The following is a 23,534-nucleotide window of genomic DNA, read 5'->3' as shown; positions in this document are numbered from 1 at the left end:
GCCACGAACGAGCCGCGCCCTGCGGGCCCGGTCAGCTTGCGACGTAGGCGGCGAGATGCTCGCCGGTGAGGGTGGACCGGGCGGCGACCAGGTCGGCGGGGGTGCCCTCGAAGACGATCCGGCCGCCGTCGTGGCCGGCACCGGGGCCGAGGTCGATGATCCAGTCGGCGTGCGCCATGACCGCCTGGTGATGCTCGATCACGATGACCGACTTGCCGGAGTCGACGAGCCGGTCGAGCAGCCCGAGCAGCTGCTCGACGTCGGCGAGGTGCAGGCCCGTGGTCGGCTCGTCCAGGACGTACACACCGCCCTTCTCGGCCATGTGCGTGGCCAGCTTGAGCCGCTGCCGCTCCCCGCCGGACAGCGTGGTGAGCGGCTGGCCGAGCCGCAGGTAACCGAGGCCGACGTCGGCGAGCCGGTGGAGGATGGCGTGCGCGGCCGGTGTGCGCGCCTCGCCCGCGCCGAAGAACTCCGCGGCCTCGGCCACCGACATCGCCAGCACCTCGCTGATGTCACGCCCCCCGAAGCGGTGCTCCAGCACCGACGCCTGGAACCGCTTCCCGTCGCACTCCTCGCAGGTGCTGGCCACGCCGGCCATGATCCCCAGATCGGTGTAGACGACCCCGGCGCCGTTGCAGTTGGGACAGGCGCCCTCGGAGTTGGCGCTGAACAGCGCCGGTTTCACACCGTTGGCCTTCGCGAACGCCTTGCGGATCGGGTCGAGCAGGCCGGTGTAGGTCGCCGGGTTGCTCCGCCGCGAGCCGCGGATCGGGCTCTGGTCCACCGACACCACGCCCTCACCGGCAGGGACCGACCCGTGCACCAGCGAGCTCTTGCCGGAACCCGCGACACCGGTGACGACGACGAGCACCCCGAGCGGGATGTCGACGTCGACGTCACGCAGGTTGTGCGCGTTCGCGCCGCGGATCCGCAACGCGCCGGCGGGCGTCCGCACCTTCTCTTTGAGTGCGGCACGGTCGTCGAGGTGACGGCCGGTGAGGGTGCCGCTGGCCCGCAGCTCCTTGACCGGGCCCTCGAAGCAGACGGTGCCGCCCGCGGTGCCGGCACCCGGGCCGAGGTCGACCACGTGGTCGGCGATCGCGATCGTCTCCGGCTTGTGCTCCACGACGAGCACCGTGTTGCCCTTGTCCCGCAGCCGCAGGAGCAGGTCGTTCATCCGCCGGATGTCATGGGGGTGCAGGCCGACGGTGGGCTCGTCGAAGACGTAGGTGACGTCGGTCAGCGAGGAGCCGAGGTGACGGATCATCTTGACGCGCTGTGCCTCGCCACCCGACAACGTGCCCGCCGGCCGGTCGAGCGAGAGATACCCCAGCCCGATCTCCACGAACGAGTCCAGCGTCTCCCCCAGCGCCACCAGCAGCGGCGCCACCGACGGCTCGTCGAGGCCGCGGACCCACTCGGCCAGGTCGCTGATCTGCATCGCGCAGGCGTCGGCGATGCTGATGCCACCGATCTTGGCGGAACGAGCCGCCTCGCTGAGCCGGGTGCCGCCGCAGTCGGGACAGGCGGTGAAGGTGACCGCCCGGTCCACGAACGCCCGGATGTGCGGCTGCATCCCCTCCTTGTCCTTGGCGAGGAACGACTTCTGAACCCGGGGGACCAGCCCCTCGTAGGTCATGTTGATGCCCTCGATCTTCATCCGCGTGGGCTCGCGGTGCAGGAAGTCGTGCAGCTCCTGCTCGGTGTACTCGCGGATCGGCTTGTCGGGGTCGACGAAGCCCGACGCGGTGTACAGCCGGTAGTTCCAGCCGCCCGCCTTGTAGCCGGGGATGGTGATCGCGCCCTCGTTGAGCGACTTGGAGTCGTCGAAGAGCTGGCCGAGATCGATGTCGGTGACCGTTCCCCGTCCCTCACAGCGCGGACACATGCCGCCGGTACGGGTGTAGGACTGCCGCACGGTGGTGGCGGACCCGCGCTCGACCGTGATCGCGCCGCTGGCCCGGACCGAGGGGACGTTGAAGGAGAACGCGTTGGGCGAGCCGACGTGCGGCCGCCCGAGACGGCTGAACAGGATGCGCAGCATCGCGTTGGCGTCGGTGGCGGTGCCGACCGTGGACCGGGGGTCGGCCCCCATCCGCTGCTGGTCGACGATGATCGCGGTGGTGAGCCCATCGAGCACGTCGACATCGGGCCGCGCCAGCGTCGGCATGAAGCCCTGCACGAAGGCGCTGTAGGTCTCGTTGATCAGCCGCTGCGACTCCGCGGCGATCGTGCCGAACACCAGGGAACTCTTACCCGAACCGGAGACCCCGGTGAACACCGTCAGCCGGCGCTTCGGGATCTCAACGCTGACGTCCTTGAGGTTGTTCTCGCGCGCGCCGTGCACGCGGATCATCTCGTGGGTGTCGGCGACGTGCAGCGCCGGTGACTGCGGGTCCGTGCTCATCGGATCTCCATCTGTTGGGGCCGCCCGCGCGGGCTCCGTCGGCGCCGCCCGTGCCGAAGCCGGCCGGATTCGGCACGGAGCGGGGATCATCGGGGCACGGCGCGGCAGGGGGACGCCTCGCGCAGGCGGCGGTGGGGATGGGGCCGCGCTCATCGGTCGTGAGGCGGCCCGGGAACATTACCGGGGGATAGCGACAATGACCAGCCGCCGGCCGCGAACGGCGGCCGGTCGCTCCGGCACGGCGGCGTCCACACCGGTCCGGGCCGGTGACGGCCGGAGAGGCCGGCGGCTCAGCGCTGCTGGATGCGGATCAGGTTGCCGGCGGGGTCGCGGAAGGCGCAGTCGCGGACACCGTAGGGCTGGTCGGTCGGCTCCTGGACGACCTCGGCGGCGTCCTGCACCCGCTCGAAGGTGGCGTCGACGTCCGGGGTGGCCAGGAGGAGTCCGGCGTAGGTGCCCTTGGCCATCATCTCCGTGATGGTGCGGCGCTCGTCGTCGGTGATGCCGGGATCGACGGCCGGCGGGTGCAGGACGATGGAGGTGTCGGGCTGGCCGACGGGGCCGACCGTGAGCCAGCGCATCCCGCCGTGTCCGACGTCGTTGCGGACCTCGAAGCCGAGGGTGTCGCGGTAGAAGGCCAGGGACGCCTCGGGGTCGGTGTGCGGAAGGAAACTCGCGTGAATGGTGACGTTCATGCCGGTCAGGTTAGTCGCGGGCCGCTGACCTGCGCTTCTCGATTCCTGATCGGTCTGGTGACCTGTTTCGCCACGCACGCCGGAATCCCCGCCGTGGGGTCCGCCGCGCGGCGCCGGTAGGTGCTGGGAGTCACACCGACCAACTCGGTGAAGCGGGTGCTGAAGGTGCCCAGCGACGAGCAGCCGACCGCGAAACAGACCTCGGTGACGCTGAGGTCTCCACGGCGCAGCAGCGCCATGGCGCGCTCGATGCGCCGCGTCATCAGATAGGCGTACGGCGACTCGCCGTAGGCGCGCCGGAACTCGCGGCTGAGGTGCCCGGCCGACATGTGCACGCCGCGGGCGAGCGCCGTCACGTCCAGTGGCCGCGCGTACTCCCTGTCGATGCGGTCGCGGACGCGACGCAGCCGGGCGAGGTCGCGCAGGCGCCGCTCTTCAGTGGAACTGCTGGTCACCTGCGTGAACGTACCACGCCGCACCGACATGCCCGGCGCCGCCGCCGGGGTGCCGGGACGGCGGGGCCGGGAGGCGGGCTCGGCGCCGTCCAAGGCGCGAGGGCGGCGGGGAAGTCCGGAAACGCGGTGGTCATCGCGGTGCCGTCGGCGGACACCGGCCGCACCTCGGCGCAATTTGCGTCAATTGCCGGATTTTCGGGCGTGGTCCGCGCGAAATAGAGGCGCCAGAATCGACGCTGCCGGGCGAACTCGGCCCGCCGCACCCCCGGTAGTCGCCGATCACCGGCCGGCCGGCTCCGCGCTTTTCAGCGCCGCGGCGGCGTTTCCGGCCCCGTGAGCGGGTCCGGGCGACATTGCGGTGCCACCGAACCGTTTCCATCGCACGGCATCGGCCCCTCCCGGCGTTCACCGGACCTCCGCGGCGGATTCCCTCCCGGAGGCGAGCGCCCGCAGCACCGCCGAGATCCACCCGAAGACCGCCGGGTCCAGCTCACCGTGCGGGGTCCCGTTGATCATGGCCACCAGAGAGAGGTACCTGCCGTACGGGGCGTCGAACCGGGATCCGGCATCCGCACCCTCCTGGGCCTCCTCCCGGAGGATCTCCGCTATCTGAAGGTAGCGCGCGGCCATACGCTCCAGGGACTCGGCGGTGTGCCGCCGGCCGGCGAGCTCGGCGGTCGCGCGCTCCAGGCGAAGGACCATCTCCTGGGCCCGGGGCGAGTCCACCGGCAGCCCGGAACGGTAGGCGCTGAGGATCTCCTCCATGATCTCGGCCCCGTCGGTGTGGATGAAGTCCTGCACCGGCGTGGTGGCCATGATCCGCCCGTGGGGGGTGGAGTACGTGTCCTGAAGCTCGGCGCGGACCGCTTCGCGGAACTCCGGGTCGTGCGCCAGGTCGGCCAGCTCGATCCAGGCTTCGAGTTGTTCGGTGGTGGGGTCCCCGGGTAGCTGCGGCCGGAACTCCCGCAGCCGGCCCACGAACTCGCGATTGATGTCGAGGCCGGCGCTGATCTCGTTCCAGAAGTCGTCGATGAGCCGCTCCCGCTCCTCGTCGGACATCGAGACGAGCTTGTGCATCAGGGCCGCCTGCTCGACCGTGCCCCCCTGTTTCATCAGGGTCCGCAGCACGGCCCGCCTGGCCCGGAGGCCGCGCTCCTGGCGCTCGATGATCTCCAGGTGCGCCGCGACGAGATCGTGCAGTGTCGTCTCCCCGCCGAGCAGACGCCGGATGTCCTCCAGTCCGGTGTCGAGTTCACGCAGAGTACGAACGAGTTCCAGCTGGGCGATGGCGCGGATGTCGTACAGCCGGTAGCCCGCCCCGGTCAGCTCTGCGGGGGCGATGACCCCGGTGTCGGAGTAGAACCGGATGGCGCTGACGCTCAACCCGGTCCGGCGCGCCACGTCCCCGATCGGGTACAGCTCGTTGTCGTGCATACCGCCACTATGGGCTCTCAACCGGCTTGAGACTCAACCCGGACGGGCTCCCTGGCGTGGACGCTCTGGCCGGTCACCGGGCGGCCGGGACCGGCGGCCCCGCGTCGCGGCGAACGCGGGGCCGCGCCGCGCTTAGGTCAGTCGAGCACGGCGTACGCCTCGACCTCGACGAGCACGTCGGGCTCGAACAGGTAGTCGATGCCGATGAGCGACACGGGCGGCCACGGCCGCGGAAACCCGATCTCCTCGGCGACGGCCTCGATGCCCGCCAAGAAGTCGTCCATCTTCTCCGGACTCCAGTCGGTGACGAAGAACCTCAGGCGGACGACGTCGGAGAAACCCGCCCCGGCACCGGCGAGACCGCGCGCGGTGTTGCGCAGCGCCTGCACGACCTGGCCGGTCAGGTCGCCGGTCGCCACGGGCTTCCCGTCGGCGTCGCGCGCGATCTGGCCGGCCACGTGCACGTGACGGGAGCCCGTGCCGATCGAGACATGGTGGTAGGGAACGGGCTGGAACATGCCCTCGGGAGTCAGCAACTGCACGGTCATGGGAGGTCCCTTCGTTACACGGAAGTTGGTATCGAATGTCTACTTGGTAGTCGAAGGGAACTTCAACGAAACTAGATTTCATGCAGGAAACCACCTCACCCGAATCCGGCCGCACCCAGCTCACCGCGGCGCACCGCGAATTGCTCGACCAGGTGCTCGACAAGTGGTCGCTGCAGGTGCTCGACGAACTGTGCGAGCAGCCGCAGCGGTTCAACGAACTGCGCCGCGCGATCCCCGTCGTGACGCAGAAGTCGCTCACGGCGACGCTGCGGCGCCTTGAACGGAACGGCATGGTGGAGCGCGTCATCACGAACACGCGCCCCCTCGCCGTGGAGTACCGCATCACTCCGCTCGGCACGACGCTTCAGGAGCTGATCGACGCGCTGCTGCACTGGACCACCGTCAACATGCCCGCCGTCCAGAGCGCCCGGGAGCTCTTCGACGCGGAGGAGTGAGGCGAGGCCCGCCGTACCGTGCGGGCCCGACTCGCCGCCGGCCAGGGGCGGCGCCCGGCACCGTCCGGCCCGGTCCAGGGCCGGAGCCCCCAGTGACCTGCGAAAACGAGCGCTCCGGCGCGGCGGCGCCTCCGGCCGGCCGTCGCGCTGTGGCCCCCGCCCCCTCGTGGGGGTTTCGTTTGCCGGGCCCGGTCCGGCCGGTTCCGCCTTCCGGAGCGCCTCCTGGGCTGACCGCCGATAAGGTTCACTTATCGGAGCCGAAAAATCCCAGCCCTGCGGGATTTGTTTCGTCTCCTCGTAACGTATTGCGTCACAGAAATAACGTAACCAACGCTACGTTACAGAATCGAGGTACGCGGGGAGCGAGGAGCCGAGCCGACCGCGCTCCCCCGTCCGCCACGGGACGCGGTGCCGGACCGGCGTCACCGGCGTCACCGGCGCCACCGAAGGCAGTGCCGAATTCTGCCGGGTCGCACGCATACTCCGCGTGCGACGCTCCGGGCGCCGGCCCGTCTCCGGCTCGGCGCCGCCACGACCCAAGGTCAGCGCAGGTACGACGGCCGGAGCGTCTCCGCCGCCCACAGCACATCGGCCGGTGTGCGCCGTCCGAAGAATCAGGAGACGCCGCCCGCCGCGGCGATCGTCACCACCGGCAACGCGGGGACGAGCCGACATCACCGGCGAACGCGCCGGTCAGTGCTCCGAACCGGCGCCGGGGTCCCGGTGTCCGCCATGAACGGCTCCTACCCCGGTGTTCTCGCTTGCCGCCGGGCCGCCGACCGGTTCACCTGGCCGGGGGGCGACGGCCGCGGCGGGAGGCGTGGCGGGGGCGGTGATGTAGTGGTGCAGATGGCTGTCGCCTTCGAGCATGGCCGCGGCGCGGTGGTCGAGCTCCGCCGCGCGGCGGGTGAGGGCGGCGCGCAGGGCGTCGCCGCTTCCGGACCGGCGCAGCTCGGTCATGATCGGGTGGATCTGCGGGAGCGGGTAACGGCTCTGCCGCAGGATCTGTACCAGGCGGGCATCCCGGACGTCGGCGGGTCCGTAGCGGCGGTAGGTGGTACCGGGCTCGCGGCGCGGGGCGAGCAGTCCGGCCGACTCCCACACCCGCAGGGTGGAGGTCCGCACGCCGAGGACGGCGGCGACCTCGCCGATGCGCAGTCCAGAGCGCGGGGTCGCCGCGGTGCCCGGCTCTTGACCGGCCAGCGCCGCCAGCGCCTCCCCGGCGGCCTGCAGCGACCGCCGCTGTTCGTGGAGCGCGGCGTGGTCGGCGTCCACCATCGCCAGCGCCCGGGGCACGTCGCCGTCGTGCACCGCGAGCATGATCGCCTGCGCGGTGACCGGCCCGCGCCCCCGGGCGAGGGCGCGGAAGGTGAGCACCGCCGCGAGGTGGCGCGGCCCGAACACCCGGTATCCGGACTCGGTGCGCGGCGCCGGCGGCAGGATGCCGGCCTCCTCGTAGTTGCGGATCTGCTGGGTGGAGACACCGGCGGCCCGCGCCAGGTCCACGGGACGCAGGGTCGTGCGGTTCGCGCGGGTCACCGGCCGGCCTCCTGGTGCAGGGGTCATCGCAGGATTTGAAGGTTACCCGCGCGGGACCACTGTTCATCGCGACCGTGCCGCGAAATGCCAAGCGTTACTTCAATGATGGGCTTGAAGGATCTGTACCGCCCACGGGCGGCGGGGAGGCGGTGGCGCGGGGCACGCCGAAGGACGTCGCGGGCGTGGCCGATTCATACATGGGGGCGTGCTGACATGCCGGGCTGCGGCCTTCCCAAGGGGATCGCGGCATCCGATGGCGCGGCCGGATCGTCGGTGCGGGTCGTCCGCGCTGTTCAGTGGCAGTGGAGATCGGTGACCGCGTGACCCAGGCGCCGATCAGCCGGCCGGGAACGCCCGCGCCGCTGGTGCGCGCTCGGCATACGAGCGCGTGGCCGAGACCGAGGGCGGCCACCCAGACCGCTCGGCGTCGGTGAGAGCGGCCGCTCGGGGCGGCGGACTCCCACCGGCGGTCTAGCGGACGAAGGTCCGCCGGAGCAGCACGGCCAGGTGCTCGGCCAGGCGGTCGCCGGACCAGCCGCGTTCGGTGTGCAGCGCCTCGATCATGTCGGAGGAGATGAGCGCCCAGAGCATGTCGGTGGCGCTGTCGGGGGTCCACTCCGCCGCCAGCCGGTCCTCGCTCGCCAGCCACTCGGCGAGCCGGCGGCAGTTCGCGCGCTGGGACTCGGTGGCCCGCCGGTAGTGGCGTGCGGCGTCGGCGTCCTGGTGGCGCACCCGCCGGATGGCCTGGTCGACCGCGAGAACGCGGGGGTGGTACCGGGCGAGGTGCCGGGCCCACTCCTCAAGCGCGGCCACGGAGTCGGGCCGGTCCCACACCCGGCGCACGGACGCGTGCAGGCCCTCCTCCTCCGCGACGTAGTCGAACAGGGCGGTGACCAGGTCGGTGCGGGTGGCGAAGTGCAGATAGACGGCGCGCCGGGTGACGCCGGCGCGGGCGGCGGCCTCGGACATCGTCAGCGCCGCCGGGCCACGCTCCTCCAGGATGGCCCGGGCGGCGGCGAGGACACGGGATCGGGTGCGGCGGCTCCGGGCGTTCCGCGGAGTCGTGATGGGTTCGGTCACACCTCCGACTGTTGCACACGAATGCACGGTGTGTGTAGTTTTCGAACTACACACACCGTGCACTTCACGCGCTGAGGGACCCGTGGACCGCCACAACGTCCCCACCGCCACGGAAGGGGACCGAAACGATGCACCAGGAGATCGCCGCCGGACCGGCCGGACGCCTCGCCACGATCGCGGCGCGCCCTGAACCGGTCGCCGTGGACCTCGCCGAGACGGCGGTCGTCGTCGTGGACATGCAGAACGACTTCGCGGCGAAGGGCGGCGGTAACGACCTGGCCGGCAACGACATCTCCGTGGTGCGCGCCGCCATCGCGCCCACCGCCCGCGTCCTGGCCGCCGCCCGCCGGGCCGGGCTGGCGGTGGTCTACCTGCGGCACGAGTACCTGCCGGACCTCTCCGACATGGGGTCACGCGACTCCAAGAACCGGCTGATCCACACGGCGGCCGGCGTCGGGCGGCGCGTGCCGGCCCCGGACGGCACCATCGGGCGCGTCCTGGTGCGCGGCACCTGGAACACCGAGATCGTCGCGGAACTCGCCCCCGAAGACGGCGACATCGTGCTGAGCAAGAACCGGTTCAGCGGCTTCTACGGCACCGGCCTGGACGCCACCCTGCGCGGGCTCGGCGTCCGGAACCTCCTCCTCACGGGCTGCACCACCAGCGTCTGCCTGGAATCCACGGTGCGGGACGCGATGTTCCGCGACTACCGGCCGGTCGTCCTGGCCGACTGCACCGGAGAACTCCAGGGCTCCGGGCACCACGAGTCGACCCTCGTGCTGGTCGAACGGCTCTTCGGCTGGGTGGCGGAGTCCACCGACGTCCTCCGCGCCCTGGGCGAGTGACGCCCCGGCGCCGGCGTGCCGCACGTGACGGTGATGATCGACGACTGGCGGATCTGCCGCGCCGACCGGATCGAGGACCCCAGGCTCACCGGCGCGCGGTTCGCGCGCGGGGAACCGCCCGAGCGGCCTTCCGCACCGGCAAGCTGTCCAGCATGGCGCCGACTGACGGGGTGGTGGCCACGCTGGGGCTGCCGGCCGAGGAGGCGGCACGGCTGCTCGGCACCGGGCCGGGCGAGGTGCGGCCGATCGACGCGCACAGCTGCCGACCGCGCGGCCACGCCGCCACCGTGGAGTGGTCGGCCGCGCGGCTGCTCATGCTGGGCGGCGACTTCCAGGTCCCCGAACCGCCGGAGCTGGTGGCCCACCTGCACGCCCCTGGCGGCGCGCGCCGCCAGGGCGGCCGGGGTCACGCCGTGACGGCGACCGCCTCCACCTCGACGAGCTGGCCGGGGTAGCCCAGGACGGTCACGCCGAGCAGCGTGCTCGGGGCGTCGTGGTCGCCGAAGTGCGCGCGCACCACGTCCCACGCCGCGACCAGGTCGGCCTGCTCGGAGGAGGCCACGTACACGGTCGTCTTCACGACGTCGGTCAGCGCGGCGCCGGCGCCGCGCAGTGCCGCGATGAGGTTGCGCATCACCTGTTCGGCCTGGCCCGCATAGTCGCCGATCGCGACGGTGACGCCGTCGGCGTCGAGCGGGCAGGCGCCCGCGGTGAAGATCGTCCGCGCCGGGGCGCGCACGGTGGCGGCGTAGGCGTAGTCGACTTGGTCGGTGAGGCCGGGGAAGCGGTCGGCGTGCAGGAGTTCGATGTCGTGGCTCATCGGGACGAGCGTAGGGCATCGGCCGCCGCGGGCCGGTTCCGACGCCGGGCGATCCATCCCGTCCGGCGAGGACCCGGGCCGGGACGGTCGATGGTGCATGGGCGCGCCGATGGGGTGGCGGCCGGGCCACCGCTTCCCGGGGGCCGGTTCACCGGAAGCGGGCCGCGACCTCGCTGATCGGCCGCCCGCCGACAGGACCGGCGACGTCGCGACGGCGCCGGAAGGTCAGGCCAGCGCCCACGTGCGACGCTCGCGGCCCTTTCCGTCCGTCGACCCGGTCCGCCAACGGTCCATGCCGCGGCGCTCGCGGGGGGGAGAGACGGAGTAAGGCGGATAGGGGCAACGGGCGGGGGCGGGGCGAGTGGAGCCCCGCGCGCCTTCCCGCGACGGCATCGCGAAGGGGCACCCGCGCATCGCGGACACCCCCGGATTTCCCGTGACGGAGGGAACCCTGCGGTTCCTCGTGCAGCCTCCGGCCGGGCGTGCTCAGGGGGTGTCCTCTTGCAGCGGTCGGCTTGACCGCCCCTGAGGAGAAGTCGATCCTGCTTTCTGGAGCGGAGCCGACGAAGGGACCGTGATGGACGCCGAGACACGTGATGGCGATCGACAGCTGCCGGCCGATCAGATCACCTACTACCGGGCCGTTGCCGAGGAGTATCGCGACGACCAGCTCGACGAACCCGGCGGCGATGAACTCGCCGCCGCGGTCGACGAGCTCGCTCCCACCGGCGACGTCCTAGAACTGGCGTCGGGTCCGGGCACATGGACGCCGCGGCTGCTGCGCCGTGCCACCACCGTCACCGCGGTCGATGCGTCCCCCGAAATGCTGGCGCTGGCCGAACAGCGTGTCGCCGCCGACGGCGGGCGAGTGCGATTCGTCCCGGCCGACCTGTTCACCTGGGAACCCGACCGGCGCTACGACGGTGTCTTCATGGGCTTCTGGCTCTCCCACGTGCCCTGGAACCGCTTCGCGGAGTTCTGGGCCCTTGTCGATCGCAGCCTGCGCCCCGGGGGCCACGTGCTGTTCGTCGATGACGCTCACCGGACCGAGCAGGAGCTCGTCAACGGAGAGGCGTCAACGACCATCCAGCGCCGCCTACACGATGGCACCCCGCACCGCGCCGTGAAGGTACCGCACACGCCTCAAGGACTCACGCGAGAATTGACCCGCCTGGGGTGGAACATCCGAGTACATCAGACCAGCGGACCGTTCTACTGGGGCTTCGGTGGACGCGCCGAGCCGGAGGGCGGGCATCGGTACGAGATCCCGCGCTAGGGCTTGTCCGGCTTGGGGGCGCGGCACCACTCCCGGCGCACCGGCCGGTGGGTGGTGCCGATCGATGGCCGTAACGCTCGCCGGTCCCTTCGGGCGACGCCCGTAGGTGACCAATGGCGGGAACGCGATGAGATCGAGCGACGACACCGTCATCGAGGGGCGGATAGCAGCTCGGTCACCAGCGCGGCGACCCGGCCGCGGATCTCGTCACGGATGGGGCGCACGGCGTCCACGCCCTTCCCCGCCGGATCGGGCAGCTCCCAGTCCAGGTAGCGCTTGCCGGGGAAGTAGGGGCAGGCGTCCCCGCACCCCATCGTGATCACCACGTCCGACGCCTGGACCGCGTCGGTGGTCAGGATCTTCGGTGTCGCGGTCGAGAGGTCGATGCCGACCTCGGCCATCGCCTCGACCACGGCGGGGTTGACCGTCTCGGCCGGGGCGGACCCGGCCGAGCGCACCTCGACCCGGTCCCCCGCGAGGCGGGTGAGGAAGGCGGCGGCCATCTGCGAGCGGCCGGCGTTGTGCACGCACACGAACAGTACCGACGGCGCGGGCTCAGGCATCGGTGGTCCCTTTCTCGGGGAAGAAGCGGCGGGCGGCCAGTGCGACATGCACCAGGCCGATGAGCACGGGGACTTCGATCAGCGGGCCGACCACCCCGGCCAGCGCCTGTCCGGAGGCGGCGCCGAAGGTGGCGATGGCGACCGCGATCGCGAGTTCGAAGTTGTTGCCCGCGGCGGTGAAGGCCAGCGTCACCGATCGGGGGTAGCGCAGCCCGAGCGCCCGGCCCAGGGCCAGCGAACCCGCCCACATGATGAGGAAGTAGGCCAGCAGGGGCACGGCGATGCGGGCGACGTCCAAGGGGCGCGAGGTGATCGTGTCCCCTTGGAGGGCGAAGAGCACCACGATGGTGAACAGCAACCCGTACAGTGCGAGCGGACCGAGCCGGGCGAGGAACCGGGTCTCGTACCAGGCGCGCCCCCGCGTCTTCTCGCCGAAGTGACGGGTGAGGTATCCGGCCAGCAGTGGCACGCCGAGGAACACCAGCACCGAACCGGCGATCTCGGCCACCGACACGTCCAACGCGGCCTGTTCCAGCCCGAGCCAGCCCGGCAGCACCGCCAGGTAGAACCAGCCGAGCAGCCCGAACGCCGCCACCTGGAACAGCGAGTTCAGCGCGACCAGCACTGCCGCGGCCTCCCGGTCGCCGCGCGCGAGGTCGTTCCAGATGATCACCATGGCGATGCAGCGGGCGAGTCCGACGATGATCAGCCCGGTGCGGTACTCCGGCAGGTCGGGCAGCATCAGCCACGCGAGCGCGAACATCACCGCCGGTCCGGCGACCCAGTTGACGACCAGGGAGGCCACCAGCAGCCGCCGGTCACCGGTGACCGCCCCCATGCGGTCGTAGCGGACCTTGGCCAGCGCCGGGTACATCATCACCAGCAGGCCCAGGGCGATCGGCAGCGAGACCCCGGCGACGCCGACCCCCGCCAGCAGTTCCCCTAGTCCGGGGACCAGACGGCCCAGCGCCAGCCCGGCGGCCATCGCCGCCAGGATCCATACCGTCAGGAACCGGTCCAGCGTCCCCAGCCGGCCCGCGACCGCCGGGGCGGCCGGTGTCGTCGGCGCGGTCACGCCTCAGCTCCGGCGGGTGAGCCGACCGGCCGTCCGGCGGGGCGGGTCAGGATCCCGGCGAGCCGGTCGGTCATCTCCGGGAGCAGCCGGTAGTACACCCATGTCCCGCGGCGCTGGGAGGCGATCAGACCGGCCTCGCGCAGCAGCTTGAGGTGGTGGGAGATGGTCGGCTGCGACAGGTCGAAGGCGGGCGTCAGATCGCACACGCACACCTCACCCCCAGCGCGGGACGCGATCATCGACAGCAGCCGCAGCCGCACCGGGTCGCCCAGCGCCTTGAACACCCGCGCCAGCTCCACGGCCTGGTCCTCATCCAGCGGAGCCGTCAGCAGCCCCGGGGAGCAACCGTCGGCCGGGCCGGGCATCCCGATCTCTTGTTTCGACATGCGTCTATGTTGACGAACTTCGATCCAGTGCGCAACGTTGGATCGACGAACATCAATGCAACGGATCGAGGAGTCCCCGATGTCTCGTGTCCGACTCGCCTTGAACGTCGCCGACCTGGAAGGATCCGTCGTCTTCTACTCCAAGCTGTTCGGCGTCGAGCCCGCCGAGCGCCGCCCCGCATACGCCGACTTCGCCATCACCGAGCCTCCGATGTAGCCGGTGCTGATCGAGGGCGAGCCCGGCCAGGACACCCGCCTGGACCACCTCGGCGTCGAGGTGGACAGCACCGGCCAGGTCGACGCCGCGACCGCCCGGCTCAAGGAGGCGGGGGTCGGCCACGTTCGAGGAGAACGACACCTCGTGCTGCTATGCGGTGCAGGACAAGGTGTGGGTCCACGGCCCCGGCAGGGAGCCGTGGGGAAGGCGAGCCGGTCCACGACCGCCGCGCACGATCCGGGGCCGGGGAAGGTCGTGGTCCCCCACCGAAGGACGCGGTGGAGGCGATCACCACGCTGTTCCACTGCCCCTCTCAGCCTTGGAGGGGGCCGGGCGGACGGACCCGAAGGTCCGGCTCACGGCCGCTCCCGCGTCGGGACGGTGAGGATCTCGGCTCCGTCATCGGTGATCGCGATCGTGTGCTCACTGTGCGCCGTCCGGCAGCCTGTCGCGCTCCGGAGCGTCCACCCGTCGGCGTCGGTGACGAGTTCGGCGGTGTCCGCCATGACCCACGGCTCCAGGGCCAGCAGCAGCCCGGGGCGCAGCCGGTATCCACGGCCGGGCCGTCCGGTGTTCGAGATGTGCGGGTCCTGGTGCATCGTGGATCCGATGCCGTGACCTCCGAACTCGGTGTTGATCGGGTACCCCGCCTCGCTGAGGACCGTGCCGATGGCATGGGAGATGTCGCCGATGCGCGCCCCGGGCCCGGCGGCGGCGATCCCCGCGGCCAGCGCGCGTTCGGTCGCGCTGATCATCGCGACGCTCTCCGGGGGCTCGGCGTCGCCCACGATGAAACTGATGGCGGCGTCGGCGGCGACTCCGCCTTTGGAGACGGCGAGGTCCAGTGTCAGCAGGTCGCCGTCGGCGAGCGCGTAGTCGTACGGCCGCCCGTGGAGCACGGCGTCGTTGACGGCCGTGCAGATGTAGTGGCCGAACGGGCCGCGCCCGAAGGACGGCTCGTAGTCGACGTAACAGGACAGCGCCCCCGCCTCGGCGATCATGGTCTTGGCCCACCGGTCGATGTCCAGCAGGTTCGTGCCGACGGTGCTGCGCCTCTTCAGCGCCTGCAGGATGTCGGCGACCACGGCGCCCGTGTCTCTTGCCCGAGCCAGTTTGGTGCGGTCAAGGATCTCGATCATGCGGCGCCTTCCTCGGATGGCCAATAACTATACCGGCCATACTATCCCGGTACTAGAATCGGCCGCATGGTCAGGTTGCCGCTCACTCCCGCAGAGGTCGAACGCGGACAGCGCCTCGGCGCCCTCCTACGCCGGGCCAGGGGGGAGCGCTCGATGCTCGACATCGCACTGGACGCACGCGTCTCACCGGAGACCCTTCGCAAGATCGAGTCGGGCCGGGTGGCCACCCCCGCCTTTTCCACCATCGCGGCGATCGCCGATGTCCTCGGCCTCTCCCTCGATGCGGTGTGGGCCGAGATCAACCGGCCCGAACGTGCCGGCGGACCGGTCGACTCCCGCCACAGCGCGCGGGAGCGGTTGACCTCATGAGGCGCCGTCCCGCTGCCGCGTTGGAGGCGCCGGCACGCGGGAGAGTGTGAACCCGTTCTCCAGACAGGACTGATGGTGTGGGGCCGGGCGCCCGGCCCCACACCATCAGCGCCGCCGGAACACGCCCTTCTTGGCCGGTTCCGGCGTGCTCTCGGGCCTCGCGGCCTGCTCGCCGCCGGCGGCGGCGACCGCGGCCGCCAGATCCGCCTTGCTCGCCGACGCCGGAAGCCCCAGGCTCTCCGCCGCCCGCTCCCGCAGCGGACGGCGGCCCTCGTCCACGATCTGCTCTGCCATCGCTTCCGCTGATTCCTCGCGCGGCATCGCTCCCCCTTCCCGGGCGGGCCACGGGCGCCGGAACGTCCGGCTGGGTGACCGTGCCCCTTCCGCGCGATCCTAGACCGCAGCGGGGCGAGGCACGGAGCGGGGCCGCCCGGCTCTCACGCCACCGACTCCCGCTCGCCGCCCGGCTGGAACTGGGTGCGGTACAGCTGCTCGTACCGGCCACCGGCCGCCAGCAGTTCCGTGTGGGTGCCGCGCTCGACGATCCGCCCGTCCTCGACCACCAGGATCAGGTCGGCGGCGCGCACCGTGGCCAGCCGGTGTGCGATCACCACCGACGTCCGCCCGGCCAGCGCCTCGGACAGCGCCTCCTGGACGGCCGCCTCCGAGGTGGAGTCCAGGTGCGCGGTGGCCTCGTCCAGGATCACCACGCGGGGCCGGGCCAGCAGCAGCCGGGCGATGGTCAGCCGCTGGCGCTCGCCGCCGGAGAGCCGGTAGCCGCGCTCCCCGACCACGGTGTCCAGCCCGTCGGGCAGGGCGGCTACGAGGTCGGCCAGCCGCGCGCGGCCCAGCGCCTCCCACAGTTCGTCCTCGGTCGCGGACGGCCGGGCCAGCAGCAGGTTGGCGCGGATCGACTCGTGGAACAGGTGGCCGTCCTGGGTCACCATCCCCAGGGTCCGGCGCAGGGACTCGGCGGTGAGGTCGCGCACGTCGACACCGGCAAGCCGGACCGCGCCGGAGTCGACGTCGTAGAGCCGGGGGAGCAGCTGGGCGATCGTGGACTTGCCGGCGCCGGACGATCCGACCAGCGCCACCATCTGGCCGGGCTCGGCGCGGAAGGACACCTCGTGCAGGACCTCTTCCCCGCCGCGGGTGTCCAGGCGCGCCACCTCCTCCAGCGAGGCGAGCGAGACCTTCTCCGCCGACGGGTAGCCGAACCGCACCCGGTCGAACTCCACCGACACCGGGCCGTCGGGGACCGGCCGGGCGTCCGGCTTCTCGGCGACGAGCGGCTTGAGGTCGAGGACCTCGAACACCCGCTGGAAGCTCACCAGCGCGCTCATCACCTCGACCCGCGCGTTGGCGAGCGCGGTCAGCGGCGCGTACAGCCGGGTGAGCAGCAGGGCCAGCGACACCACGGCGCCGGCGTCCAGCCGCCCCCCGAGCGCGAAGGATCCGCCCAGTCCGTACACGAGCGCCAGCGCCAGGGACGACACCAGGGTCAGCACGGTGACGAACACCTGCTGCACCATGGCCACCCGCACCCCGATGTCGCGAACCCGCCGGGCGCGCGCCGCGAACTCGGCGGACTCGGCGGCCGGCTGGGCGAACAGCTTCACCAGCGTGGCGCCGGGTGCGGAGAACCGCTCGGTCATCTGGGTGCTCATCACCGAGTTGTGGTTGGCCGACTCCCGCTCCAGGCGCGCCAGCCGGGTCCCCATCCACCGCGCGGGCAGCACGAACGCGGGGACCAGCAGCAGGGAGAGCAGGGTGACCTGCCAGGAGATCCCGGCCATCACGGCCAGCGTGAGCACGAGGGTGACGAAGTTGCCGACCACGCCGGACAGGGTGTCGCTGAACGCGCGCTGCGCCCCGATCACGTCGTTGTTGAGGCGGCTGACCAGCGCCCCGGTGCGGGTCCGGGTGAAGAAGGCGATGGGCATGCGCTGGACGTGGTCGAACACGGCGGTGCGCAGGTCCAGGATCAGCCCCTCGCCGATGCCGGCCGACAGCCACCTCGTGACCAGGCCGGCCGCGGCCTCGGCCACCGCGATGATCGCGATCAGGACGGCCAGCCCGATGACGATGTCGGGCGCCGACCCGCCGACGATCGCGTCCACCACGCGCCCGGCCAGGAGCGGGGTGGCGACCGCGAGGGCCGCCGAGCCGACGCTGAGCACCAGGAACCACGTGAGCGCCCGCCGGTGCGGCCGGGCGAAGGCGGCCATCCGCCGCAGCGTCGCCGCGGAGAACGGCCGTCGGTCCTCCTGTGCGTGCATCGCGTTGTACAGCGCGTTCCACGACGGCATTGAGTTCCCACACTCACTGCGCCGGCGGCGGAGCGCTGCCTCGCTCCCCCGCCGACTTGATCCGACCCCTGAGCCACCAGGAGATCGAACCAATGCAGATCGTAAGCCTCTCCCCCATCGACTGGCTGTGGCTGGTCGCCTTCGGCGCGATTCCCGCCCTGGTCGGCATCGTCGGCGCCCTCATCGCCCGCGCGACCCGCCGCCCCTCGACCACCCTCCAGCAGCGGCTGCACGCCGAGCGGGACGGGGGCCAGCGGTGAGCGACAGGACCTCGTATTTCTACTTCATCGCCTTCAGGTTCTGGAACGACGATGGCGAGGGGACCGCGAGCTTCCACAGCCTCGTGGACGTAGCCCCCGGCGCGACGGCCGAGCGGGTCTTCTCGTGGGCCCGCGACCAGGTCGTCGCCCAGCACCCGGACTGGACCAGCCACATCGTCACGGGCTGGACCCTGCAGCCCAACGAGCTCTAACCCGTCTAGCCCCTCCGGGCGCCCGACGCTGTGCGGGCGCCTCAGGGACCCAGACGGTTCAACCCCCTCAACCCACAGGAGCCTCAATGGGAAAACACCAGTACGGCCGCGCGATCCGCTTCCAGCGGGTCGGCCTACACAAAAGCGTCCCGGACCTGCACATCTCCATGTGCTCCAAGGGGGCTCTTGAGGAGGAGATCAGCGCGTACGTCAAGCCGTACCTCAGGGAGACGGCGCCCCTGATCGTGGAGGCCCACCCCGACGTCCGCGAGGGCCGCGCCTACATCCACAAGGGAGGCGAGGAGCTGGTCCTCGTCGAGTTCACCGTCCACCTGCCGGAGGAGCTGCCCACGGTGGAGCGGTTCCTGGACGACTACCGGATCGACGGCAGCCGCACGCCGGTCGACCGCGCGAGCGCGGTCGAGGTGCTGACCACCCAGTACGGGCTCGACACCGACACGGCGAGCGAGCGCCTGGACCAGGCCGACGCGCGCCGGAAGGCCGCACGATGAAGCACTGCTGCGGAAGTTCGGTCGGCGTGATCATCCGCGACGGTGATGGCCGGTTTCTGATGATCGAGCGCGGCTGGTGGCCCGTGGGGATCGACCTCCTGCACCGCGCCGGCCACCTGGAGGTGGCCGAGGAGGACCTGCTCGCCGCCCGCGAGCTGTACACCACACCGCCGCCGTACTGCATGAACTGTCAGATGTCGCTGAGAACGCCCGAGGAGGTCCGGGTCTGCCGCGACATCCGCCACCACACCGTCATGTAGCAACCCCGGCCTCTCCCCCTGGGGCGCCCGCACCGTCCGCGGGTGCCCTGTGAGGGACCAGACCGGTCCACTCACACCAGAACTTACGGAGAACCGCATGTCGGAGAAGAAGCACACCAAGAACGAGGCGCGGGACGCCAAGGGCAACACCGTCCAGGCCGGCGAGATCAAGTCCGACAACACCAAGGTCGGGATCAACTTCGGCAACGTCATCGACCGCATTGACGGCGCGGTCCATCTCGGATCCGGCAACCAGATCAACTACGGCAACTAGCAGAAGCGGGCCCGCCCCGGACATGTCGGAACGCGGGCGGGCACCTCTCCCCACAGCGAACAACACCGTGAAAGGAGGTTCCCAGCATGACACTCATGGCGACGTCTCGCTACCAGGGAGCCTCCATGCGCACGTTCGTCCTGTTCACCTACATCCTCGTCGCCGGCTGGGTCGCCTGGGATCAGCGGGAGACCGCCTGGTTCGTGCTCCACGCCACCGGCGCACTCGCAGGGCTGTGCGCCGTCAGCCTCGCCGTCACCTACGTGGGACGGCTCGCCGAACTCGACGGCCCCGACGACGAAAGCGACCAAGCACTCGACTACATGGAGAGGGAGGAGTGGGATGACTGAGTCCACCCCGGACGCGACCCCGGAGCCCGAGCCCGTGCCCGCTCCGGCTCCCGCCGCAGAAGCGCCGGCGGAGCCCGCAGAGCAGCCTGCGGAGAAGGGCCAGAAGGGAAAGTCGCCCGGGCTGCCTGTCGGCCAGCTCGCCGTGGGCGGCCTGGGCGCAACCGTGCTGGGTTCCTACGCCCTGGCTGCGACGGTCGGCCCGTGGGGATGGGCCGCCGCCCCTGCCGCAGCAACGGCCGGTGGCGTCGCCTACGTCGCGCACAGGCGCCGCCGGCGGCGGGGGGCGACGGTGAGTTCGGGGACGGGAGGCACTGCCGCCAAGAGCGGTCGCCGTATCTCGGAGACCCGTTCGCTGGGGGGCGGTGGCCGTAGCCCGGTCTCGGGTTCGGGCCGCCCGGCGAGACGGTCCGGGCAGACGCGCTCAGGCGGGGTCGACGCCGCGGGCATCGGACGCAAGGGCGGGAAGAGTGGCGGCGCCTCGCCTCAGAAGGGGGACGCGCCGCGCGCGGCCTCCCCGCGTCCTGGCTCGTCACGGCCGGCGTCACGCCCTGGCTCCCCGAGCGGGACCAGCCCTCGCGGAACCACCCCTCGTGGCAGTTCTCCCCGCGGCGGCACCTCACCCCGTGGGGGCGACTCTCCCCGGCGCGGCGCCGGTGACGCCACCACTTCCAAACGCAAGACGCCACCCGCCTCCTCCGACAGGAAGGCGCGCACGACAAGAGCAGGAGATGACTCTGTGACCAAGTCCAGGTGGGGTGGCGCGCGCCCTCCCGCCACCAAGGGCGGACTCCGTGGGCGCATCGGACGCGGAGCCGCACGAGCCCGCGACTGGGCCGACGACAAGACCGGGCGCCGAGCCTCGACCGGCTGGGCCGCCGCCCGCAACCCCAAGAACGCGACGTTCCGGGACCGCCGGCGCGCAGCCACCGCCGCGCTCCGCGGCAAGGGCGCCGGCCGGGTCGCCGCGACCGGTGTCGGTCTGATCGCCGCGGCGTTCGCGAGCCTGGCCTCGCTCTTCAGCTCCCTGTTCAAGCGGCGAGCCGACGGCGACGAGGCCGAGGACGCGGCCGCCACCACGGCTGCAGACGGCTACACCCTCGGCGAGCCGGTGCCGGGCAATCCCGGGGCCAACTACGCCGACCCCGGCGACACTCGGCCCGGGTTTGTTGACCGGGCGGGCCTGCCCCCGGACCACCCCGGCTACACAACCGGCCACTACGACGCCAACGTCGACCCGCGCACGTGGGAGCAGCGGGTAGCCGCCGACCATGTCCGAACGAGCAACAGCGCAACCACAGGAGGAACCATGACCGGACTGCCCGCCGCTATCGACGCCCACCAGATGGCCACGAACATGGCCCGCTACGCCCCCGCCGACGCGTGGGCCGTCGTCGCCGAATCCCGCCAGTGGAACGACGTGGCCACCCAGGTCGCCACCGCGGTCAAGTGCTACGCCGACCGGCTGGAGGCGGAAAGGTTCCCGCTGAACCAGGCGATCAACGAGAAGCTCTACGAGCTCGCGCAGGCCATCCTCGCGACCCGGTCGATCGCCGACGAGATCCCGGCGCTGCTGCACCGTGCTCACCAGGACGACATCGCGCGCCGCGAATCCACCCGCGGTGATGAGACCAAGTGGAACGTCTGACCCACAGGTCTAACTGAGAGAGGAGTCCCCGATGGCCACCTGGTCCCTGACAACCGACCACGTCGGCGCCAACGCCGCCACCGCGGCAATCGGCCTGGCCGCAACCACCGCCGCCGCGGACGCTCTCGGCCTGCACCCGCTCGTCGGTGTCGGCGCGGGGGCCGTCGGGGCGCTCTCCTCGATCGTCGTCGACGGCATGGCCCCGCCGGAGCGGGTCGCCGCGAACCTGGCGCGGTGGGGCGCCGCCGGCGGGTGGATGACGTGGGCGCTCGCCGCCGACCCGTGGACGGCGCTCGGCATCGGTTCCCTGGCGACGGGGTCCGTGCTGGGTGCGTCCCTGGGCCCGTGGCTGCGCCGCCGCGCCAAGGCCCCCGCCGGTGCGCGCACCAACAGCGGCGGAAGCATGATCCTCGGCTCGGTGGCGCGGGAGAACGAGGAGTGGCGGCAGCGGATCGTCGCGCGTGGCGGCCATCCGTTCCACGGCCTCGTCGTCGAGGCCGTCACCCGGTGGGAGAACGGCAGCGGGCTCGACGTGCGCGTGTGCCTGCCCACGGCGGGCGCCACCGTCGACCAGCTCCGCTACCTCGCCCCCGGGCTCGCCGCCGACGCCAACCTGCCGCACGGCTGCTCCATCGAGGTCATCGAGCCCGAGGGCGAGGGGCAGCGCATCGCGATCATGCGCGTCCCAACCCGCGTGCTCACCCACCTCGACGAGGGCCACCCGCTGTGGGAGGAGCAGCGATCGATCCTCGACGGCGTCCCCATCGGCGCCCACCCCAACGGCGACACCGCCGAAGGTCCCATGAGGGAAGAGTCGTGGCTGGTCGTCGGGAAAAAAGGCGCCGGCAAAACCACGCTGCTGTGGGGAATCACCGCCACCGTCGGCATGTGCCGCGACGCGCTGGTCTGGCACATCGACCTCAACGGCGGCGGCATGACCCAGCCGTGGGTGGACGTGTGGCTCGACGGCCGAGTGGAGCGGTGCCCGGTCGACTGGGCCGCCCCGAGCATCGAGGAGGCCATCCGCATGACGAAAGCGGCCGTGCGTATCGCGAAGCACCGCAAGATCGCCTACCGGAAGCGGAAGAAGCAGAACAACACGAACCTGCTGCCGGTCGGCCCTGACCTGCCGGAGATCGTCATCATCCTCGACGAGGGAGCCGAAGCGATGGCCGCTGCCGGTAAGGGGCAGGTGACCGAGCTCGCGGCGACGCTGGAGGAGATCCAGCGGATCGCCCGTAACGAGGCCGTGAACTTGGTCCTGTCCGTGCTGCGAGGGACCGGCGACCTCGTGCCGGCGGCCATGTCGACCCAGACCGGGGTGGGCATCTGCATGAAGGTCCGCCAAACGAAAGAGATCGCCGCAGTGTTCGAGAGCGCCTGGGAATTGAAGCTCAGGCCGGAGCACCTGACCGCGAAGGGCGGGGGATGGATCGGTGTGGACGGCGCCCTGCCGACCCGCTACCAGGGCTGGAACATCCTTCCGGACGACATGGAGCAGATGGCGCTGCGCATCGCCCGGGTCCGCCCGGACTTGGACGAGGCGTCCGCCCGGGTCGCCGGCGAGGACTATGCCACGAGGTACGAGCGGATGCGGGAAATGTTCGTCGAGGACGCCGAGATCGTCGAAGACGAGCCCACGCCGGCCGCGCCCACAGCGACGAGTGGCACGTGGACGTCGAACTGGGACCTGTTCGGCAGCGCCTCTCCCTCGCCGTCTCCTTCGCCGACGCCGTCCAGGACCGCGCTCCCCGCGGGCGACGACGGCATCCCCGACGCCGAAATCGTGGAGGAGCCGGTCGACGACATCCTCATCGGCGCGCTGCGGGTGATGGCGGACCTCGGTGTCGATCGTGCCAGCCGGGGGCAGCTCGCAGCGCGGTTGACGGGCGGCGATGAGGAACTGCTGCGCAAGCGGATGGCCGACGCCGGTGCCGGGGCGCCGCACTCCCTGCGCATCGATGGGGAGCCGGCGCGGGGCTGGTACCGCCGCGAGGTCGAGGCCGCGTTGTCCGTGACGCCGGCGTGACGCCGGTTGTGACACTTGCCGTCACAAACGTGACGGCGTCACGCGGTGAAACGCTCTGACCTGCTGTGACGCCGTGACACTGTCGTTGCGGGGGTGGGGGTTCCAGCTCTGGAGAGCCCTGTGGGAGGGGGTGGTGGGGCGTGACGTCACGGGCGTCACGACCTCTATCTGATGTGCACATTGCGTACATGATGTACACTGCCTGGTATGGAAGAACCACCGCACCTAGGAATCCGGGACTTCAGAAAAGAAGTCACTGAACGAGTCGAGGCAGCTCACTTCCGAAACGAAGCAACCGTGGTCACCAAGAACGGCGAACCCAGGGCCGCACTCGTCCCCTACTCCTGGCTCAAGGACATGACCTCTCAGAAGGGTCAGAT

The 23,534-nt window shown here is 71.5% G+C and carries 27 protein-coding genes and 1 pseudogene; 14 read left to right on the top strand and 14 right to left on the bottom strand.

The window, feature by feature from the left end; all coding sequences use genetic code 11:
* Positions 1-31: 31 nt before the first annotated feature.
* The 5 genes from ACFQRF_RS24345 to ACFQRF_RS24325 form a co-directional block, all read right to left on the bottom strand.
* Positions 32-2,407, bottom strand: a complete 2,376-nt coding sequence (locus ACFQRF_RS24345) for an ATP-binding cassette domain-containing protein (RefSeq protein ID WP_379873510.1) — start codon at positions 2,405-2,407, stop codon at positions 32-34.
* A 290-nt stretch (positions 2,408-2,697) separates the two neighbouring features.
* On the bottom strand, positions 2,698-3,102 hold the full coding sequence (locus ACFQRF_RS24340) for a VOC family protein (RefSeq protein WP_379873509.1): 405 nt from the start codon (positions 3,100-3,102) through the stop codon (positions 2,698-2,700).
* 5 nt (positions 3,103-3,107) lie between these two features.
* Complete coding sequence (locus tag ACFQRF_RS24335; protein ID WP_379873508.1) at positions 3,108-3,587, bottom strand: helix-turn-helix transcriptional regulator; 480 nt, start codon at positions 3,585-3,587, stop codon at positions 3,108-3,110.
* Between the two features lie 375 nt (positions 3,588-3,962).
* Positions 3,963-4,991, bottom strand: coding sequence for a MerR family transcriptional regulator (locus ACFQRF_RS24330; protein WP_379873507.1), 1,029 nt, complete (start codon positions 4,989-4,991; stop codon positions 3,963-3,965).
* Between the two features lie 137 nt (positions 4,992-5,128).
* Positions 5,129-5,539 carry a RidA family protein gene (locus ACFQRF_RS24325; RefSeq protein WP_379873506.1) on the bottom strand — a complete coding sequence of 137 codons (411 nt, stop codon included), beginning with the start codon at positions 5,537-5,539 and terminating at the stop codon, positions 5,129-5,131.
* Positions 5,540-5,619: 80 nt separating this feature from the next.
* Here ACFQRF_RS24325 and ACFQRF_RS24320 point away from each other — a divergent pair, with 80 nt between their 5' ends.
* Positions 5,620-5,994: a winged helix-turn-helix transcriptional regulator gene (locus tag ACFQRF_RS24320; protein WP_379873505.1), complete on the top strand. Its 375-nt coding sequence runs from the start codon at positions 5,620-5,622 to the stop codon at positions 5,992-5,994.
* Positions 5,995-6,687: 693 nt separating this feature from the next.
* Here ACFQRF_RS24320 and ACFQRF_RS24315 read toward each other — a convergent pair.
* The gene (locus ACFQRF_RS24315; RefSeq protein WP_379873504.1) at positions 6,688-7,533 is read right to left on the bottom strand and encodes a MerR family transcriptional regulator; all 846 of its coding nucleotides are present in this window, start codon (positions 7,531-7,533) and stop codon (positions 6,688-6,690) included.
* A 471-nt stretch (positions 7,534-8,004) separates the two neighbouring features.
* The gene (locus ACFQRF_RS24310) at positions 8,005-8,613 is read right to left on the bottom strand and encodes a TetR/AcrR family transcriptional regulator (RefSeq protein ID WP_379873503.1); all 609 of its coding nucleotides are present in this window, start codon (positions 8,611-8,613) and stop codon (positions 8,005-8,007) included.
* A gap of 128 nt (positions 8,614-8,741) precedes the next feature.
* On the opposite strand from ACFQRF_RS24310, the gene ACFQRF_RS24305 reads away from it, so the two are divergent.
* Both ACFQRF_RS24305 and ACFQRF_RS24300 read left to right on the top strand, forming a co-directional pair.
* Positions 8,742-9,458 carry a cysteine hydrolase family protein gene (locus ACFQRF_RS24305; protein WP_379873502.1) on the top strand — a complete coding sequence of 239 codons (717 nt, stop codon included), beginning with the start codon at positions 8,742-8,744 and terminating at the stop codon, positions 9,456-9,458.
* 152 nt (positions 9,459-9,610) lie between these two features.
* Positions 9,611-9,913 (top strand): WCX domain-containing protein, encoded by a 303-nt coding sequence (locus tag ACFQRF_RS24300; protein WP_379873501.1) that lies wholly within the window; start codon positions 9,611-9,613, stop codon positions 9,911-9,913.
* On the opposite strand, the gene ACFQRF_RS24295 is transcribed toward ACFQRF_RS24300, so the two are convergent.
* The gene (locus ACFQRF_RS24295) at positions 9,865-10,278 is read right to left on the bottom strand and encodes a RidA family protein (RefSeq protein ID WP_379873500.1); all 414 of its coding nucleotides are present in this window, start codon (positions 10,276-10,278) and stop codon (positions 9,865-9,867) included. The genes ACFQRF_RS24300 and ACFQRF_RS24295 overlap by 49 nt on opposite strands.
* Positions 10,279-10,855: 577 nt before the next feature.
* Here ACFQRF_RS24295 and ACFQRF_RS24290 point away from each other — a divergent pair.
* A complete protein-coding gene (locus ACFQRF_RS24290; RefSeq protein ID WP_379873499.1) occupies positions 10,856-11,554 on the top strand; it encodes a class I SAM-dependent methyltransferase in 699 nt (232 codons plus the stop codon).
* 149 nt (positions 11,555-11,703) lie between these two features.
* Here the strand turns inward: ACFQRF_RS24290 and ACFQRF_RS24285 are convergent, their stop codons facing one another.
* The 3 genes from ACFQRF_RS24285 to ACFQRF_RS24275 are packed head-to-tail and all read right to left on the bottom strand — an operon-like array spanning position 11,704 to position 13,578.
* On the bottom strand, positions 11,704-12,117 hold the full coding sequence (locus tag ACFQRF_RS24285) for an arsenate reductase ArsC (protein ID WP_379873498.1): 414 nt from the start codon (positions 12,115-12,117) through the stop codon (positions 11,704-11,706).
* Positions 12,110-13,192 carry an ACR3 family arsenite efflux transporter gene (gene arsB / locus ACFQRF_RS24280; RefSeq protein ID WP_379873497.1) on the bottom strand — a complete coding sequence of 361 codons (1,083 nt, stop codon included), beginning with the start codon at positions 13,190-13,192 and terminating at the stop codon, positions 12,110-12,112. Before arsB ends, ACFQRF_RS24285 begins: the two co-directional genes overlap by 8 nt.
* Positions 13,189-13,578: an ArsR/SmtB family transcription factor gene (locus ACFQRF_RS24275; RefSeq protein WP_379873496.1), complete on the bottom strand. Its 390-nt coding sequence runs from the start codon at positions 13,576-13,578 to the stop codon at positions 13,189-13,191. Before ACFQRF_RS24275 ends, arsB begins: the two co-directional genes overlap by 4 nt.
* A gap of 79 nt (positions 13,579-13,657) precedes the next feature.
* On the opposite strand from ACFQRF_RS24275, the pseudogene ACFQRF_RS24270 reads away from it, so the two are divergent.
* A pseudogene (locus ACFQRF_RS24270) lies at positions 13,658-13,997 on the top strand (ArsI/CadI family heavy metal resistance metalloenzyme); the annotation flags it as partial.
* Positions 13,998-14,151: 154 nt separating this feature from the next.
* Here the strand turns inward: ACFQRF_RS24270 and map are convergent.
* Positions 14,152-14,934: a type I methionyl aminopeptidase gene (map, locus tag ACFQRF_RS24265; RefSeq protein ID WP_379873495.1), complete on the bottom strand. Its 783-nt coding sequence runs from the start codon at positions 14,932-14,934 to the stop codon at positions 14,152-14,154.
* Positions 14,935-15,000: 66 nt separating this feature from the next.
* Here map and ACFQRF_RS24260 point away from each other — a divergent pair, with 66 nt between their 5' ends.
* Positions 15,001-15,303 (top strand): helix-turn-helix domain-containing protein, encoded by a 303-nt coding sequence (locus ACFQRF_RS24260; protein ID WP_379873494.1) that lies wholly within the window; start codon positions 15,001-15,003, stop codon positions 15,301-15,303.
* A gap of 105 nt (positions 15,304-15,408) precedes the next feature.
* Here the strand turns inward: ACFQRF_RS24260 and ACFQRF_RS24255 are convergent, their stop codons facing one another.
* Both ACFQRF_RS24255 and ACFQRF_RS24250 read right to left on the bottom strand, forming a co-directional pair.
* Positions 15,409-15,597, bottom strand: a complete 189-nt coding sequence (locus ACFQRF_RS24255) for a hypothetical protein (protein ID WP_379873493.1) — start codon at positions 15,595-15,597, stop codon at positions 15,409-15,411.
* 143 nt (positions 15,598-15,740) lie between these two features.
* Positions 15,741-17,612 carry an ABC transporter ATP-binding protein gene (locus ACFQRF_RS24250; protein ID WP_379873492.1) on the bottom strand — a complete coding sequence of 624 codons (1,872 nt, stop codon included), beginning with the start codon at positions 17,610-17,612 and terminating at the stop codon, positions 15,741-15,743.
* Between the two features lie 92 nt (positions 17,613-17,704).
* Between ACFQRF_RS24250 and ACFQRF_RS24245 the strand changes: the two genes are divergently transcribed.
* The 8 genes from ACFQRF_RS24245 to ACFQRF_RS24210 all read left to right on the top strand — a co-directional run bounded on the left by ACFQRF_RS24245 (position 17,705) and on the right by ACFQRF_RS24210 (position 23,154).
* Positions 17,705-17,872, top strand: coding sequence for a hypothetical protein (locus ACFQRF_RS24245; protein ID WP_379873491.1), 168 nt, complete (start codon positions 17,705-17,707; stop codon positions 17,870-17,872).
* The gene (locus ACFQRF_RS24240; RefSeq protein WP_379873490.1) at positions 17,869-18,084 is read left to right on the top strand and encodes a hypothetical protein; all 216 of its coding nucleotides are present in this window, start codon (positions 17,869-17,871) and stop codon (positions 18,082-18,084) included. Before ACFQRF_RS24245 ends, ACFQRF_RS24240 begins: the two co-directional genes overlap by 4 nt.
* Before the next feature lie 86 nt (positions 18,085-18,170).
* Positions 18,171-18,596 carry a hypothetical protein gene (locus ACFQRF_RS24235; RefSeq protein ID WP_379873489.1) on the top strand — a complete coding sequence of 142 codons (426 nt, stop codon included), beginning with the start codon at positions 18,171-18,173 and terminating at the stop codon, positions 18,594-18,596.
* Between the two features lie 26 nt (positions 18,597-18,622).
* Positions 18,623-18,856, top strand: a complete 234-nt coding sequence (locus tag ACFQRF_RS24230; RefSeq protein ID WP_379873488.1) for a hypothetical protein — start codon at positions 18,623-18,625, stop codon at positions 18,854-18,856.
* Positions 18,857-18,953: 97 nt separating this feature from the next.
* On the top strand, positions 18,954-19,130 hold the full coding sequence (locus tag ACFQRF_RS24225) for a hypothetical protein (RefSeq protein WP_379873487.1): 177 nt from the start codon (positions 18,954-18,956) through the stop codon (positions 19,128-19,130).
* A gap of 86 nt (positions 19,131-19,216) precedes the next feature.
* Complete coding sequence (locus tag ACFQRF_RS24220; RefSeq protein ID WP_379873486.1) at positions 19,217-19,480, top strand: hypothetical protein; 264 nt, start codon at positions 19,217-19,219, stop codon at positions 19,478-19,480.
* Between the two features lie 736 nt (positions 19,481-20,216).
* Positions 20,217-21,125 carry a hypothetical protein gene (locus ACFQRF_RS24215; protein WP_379873485.1) on the top strand — a complete coding sequence of 303 codons (909 nt, stop codon included), beginning with the start codon at positions 20,217-20,219 and terminating at the stop codon, positions 21,123-21,125.
* 31 nt (positions 21,126-21,156) lie between these two features.
* Positions 21,157-23,154: a hypothetical protein gene (locus tag ACFQRF_RS24210; RefSeq protein ID WP_379873484.1), complete on the top strand. Its 1,998-nt coding sequence runs from the start codon at positions 21,157-21,159 to the stop codon at positions 23,152-23,154.
* The last annotated feature ends 380 nt before the right edge of the window (positions 23,155-23,534 follow it).

The organism is Marinactinospora rubrisoli (assembly GCF_042664915.1).
In the GTDB taxonomy this organism is placed as follows: Bacteria; Actinomycetota; Actinomycetes; order Streptosporangiales; family Streptosporangiaceae; genus Marinitenerispora; species Marinitenerispora rubrisoli.
The sequence above is the reverse complement of the archived record's forward strand: the minus strand, read 5'-3'. Positions and strand labels throughout refer to the sequence as shown.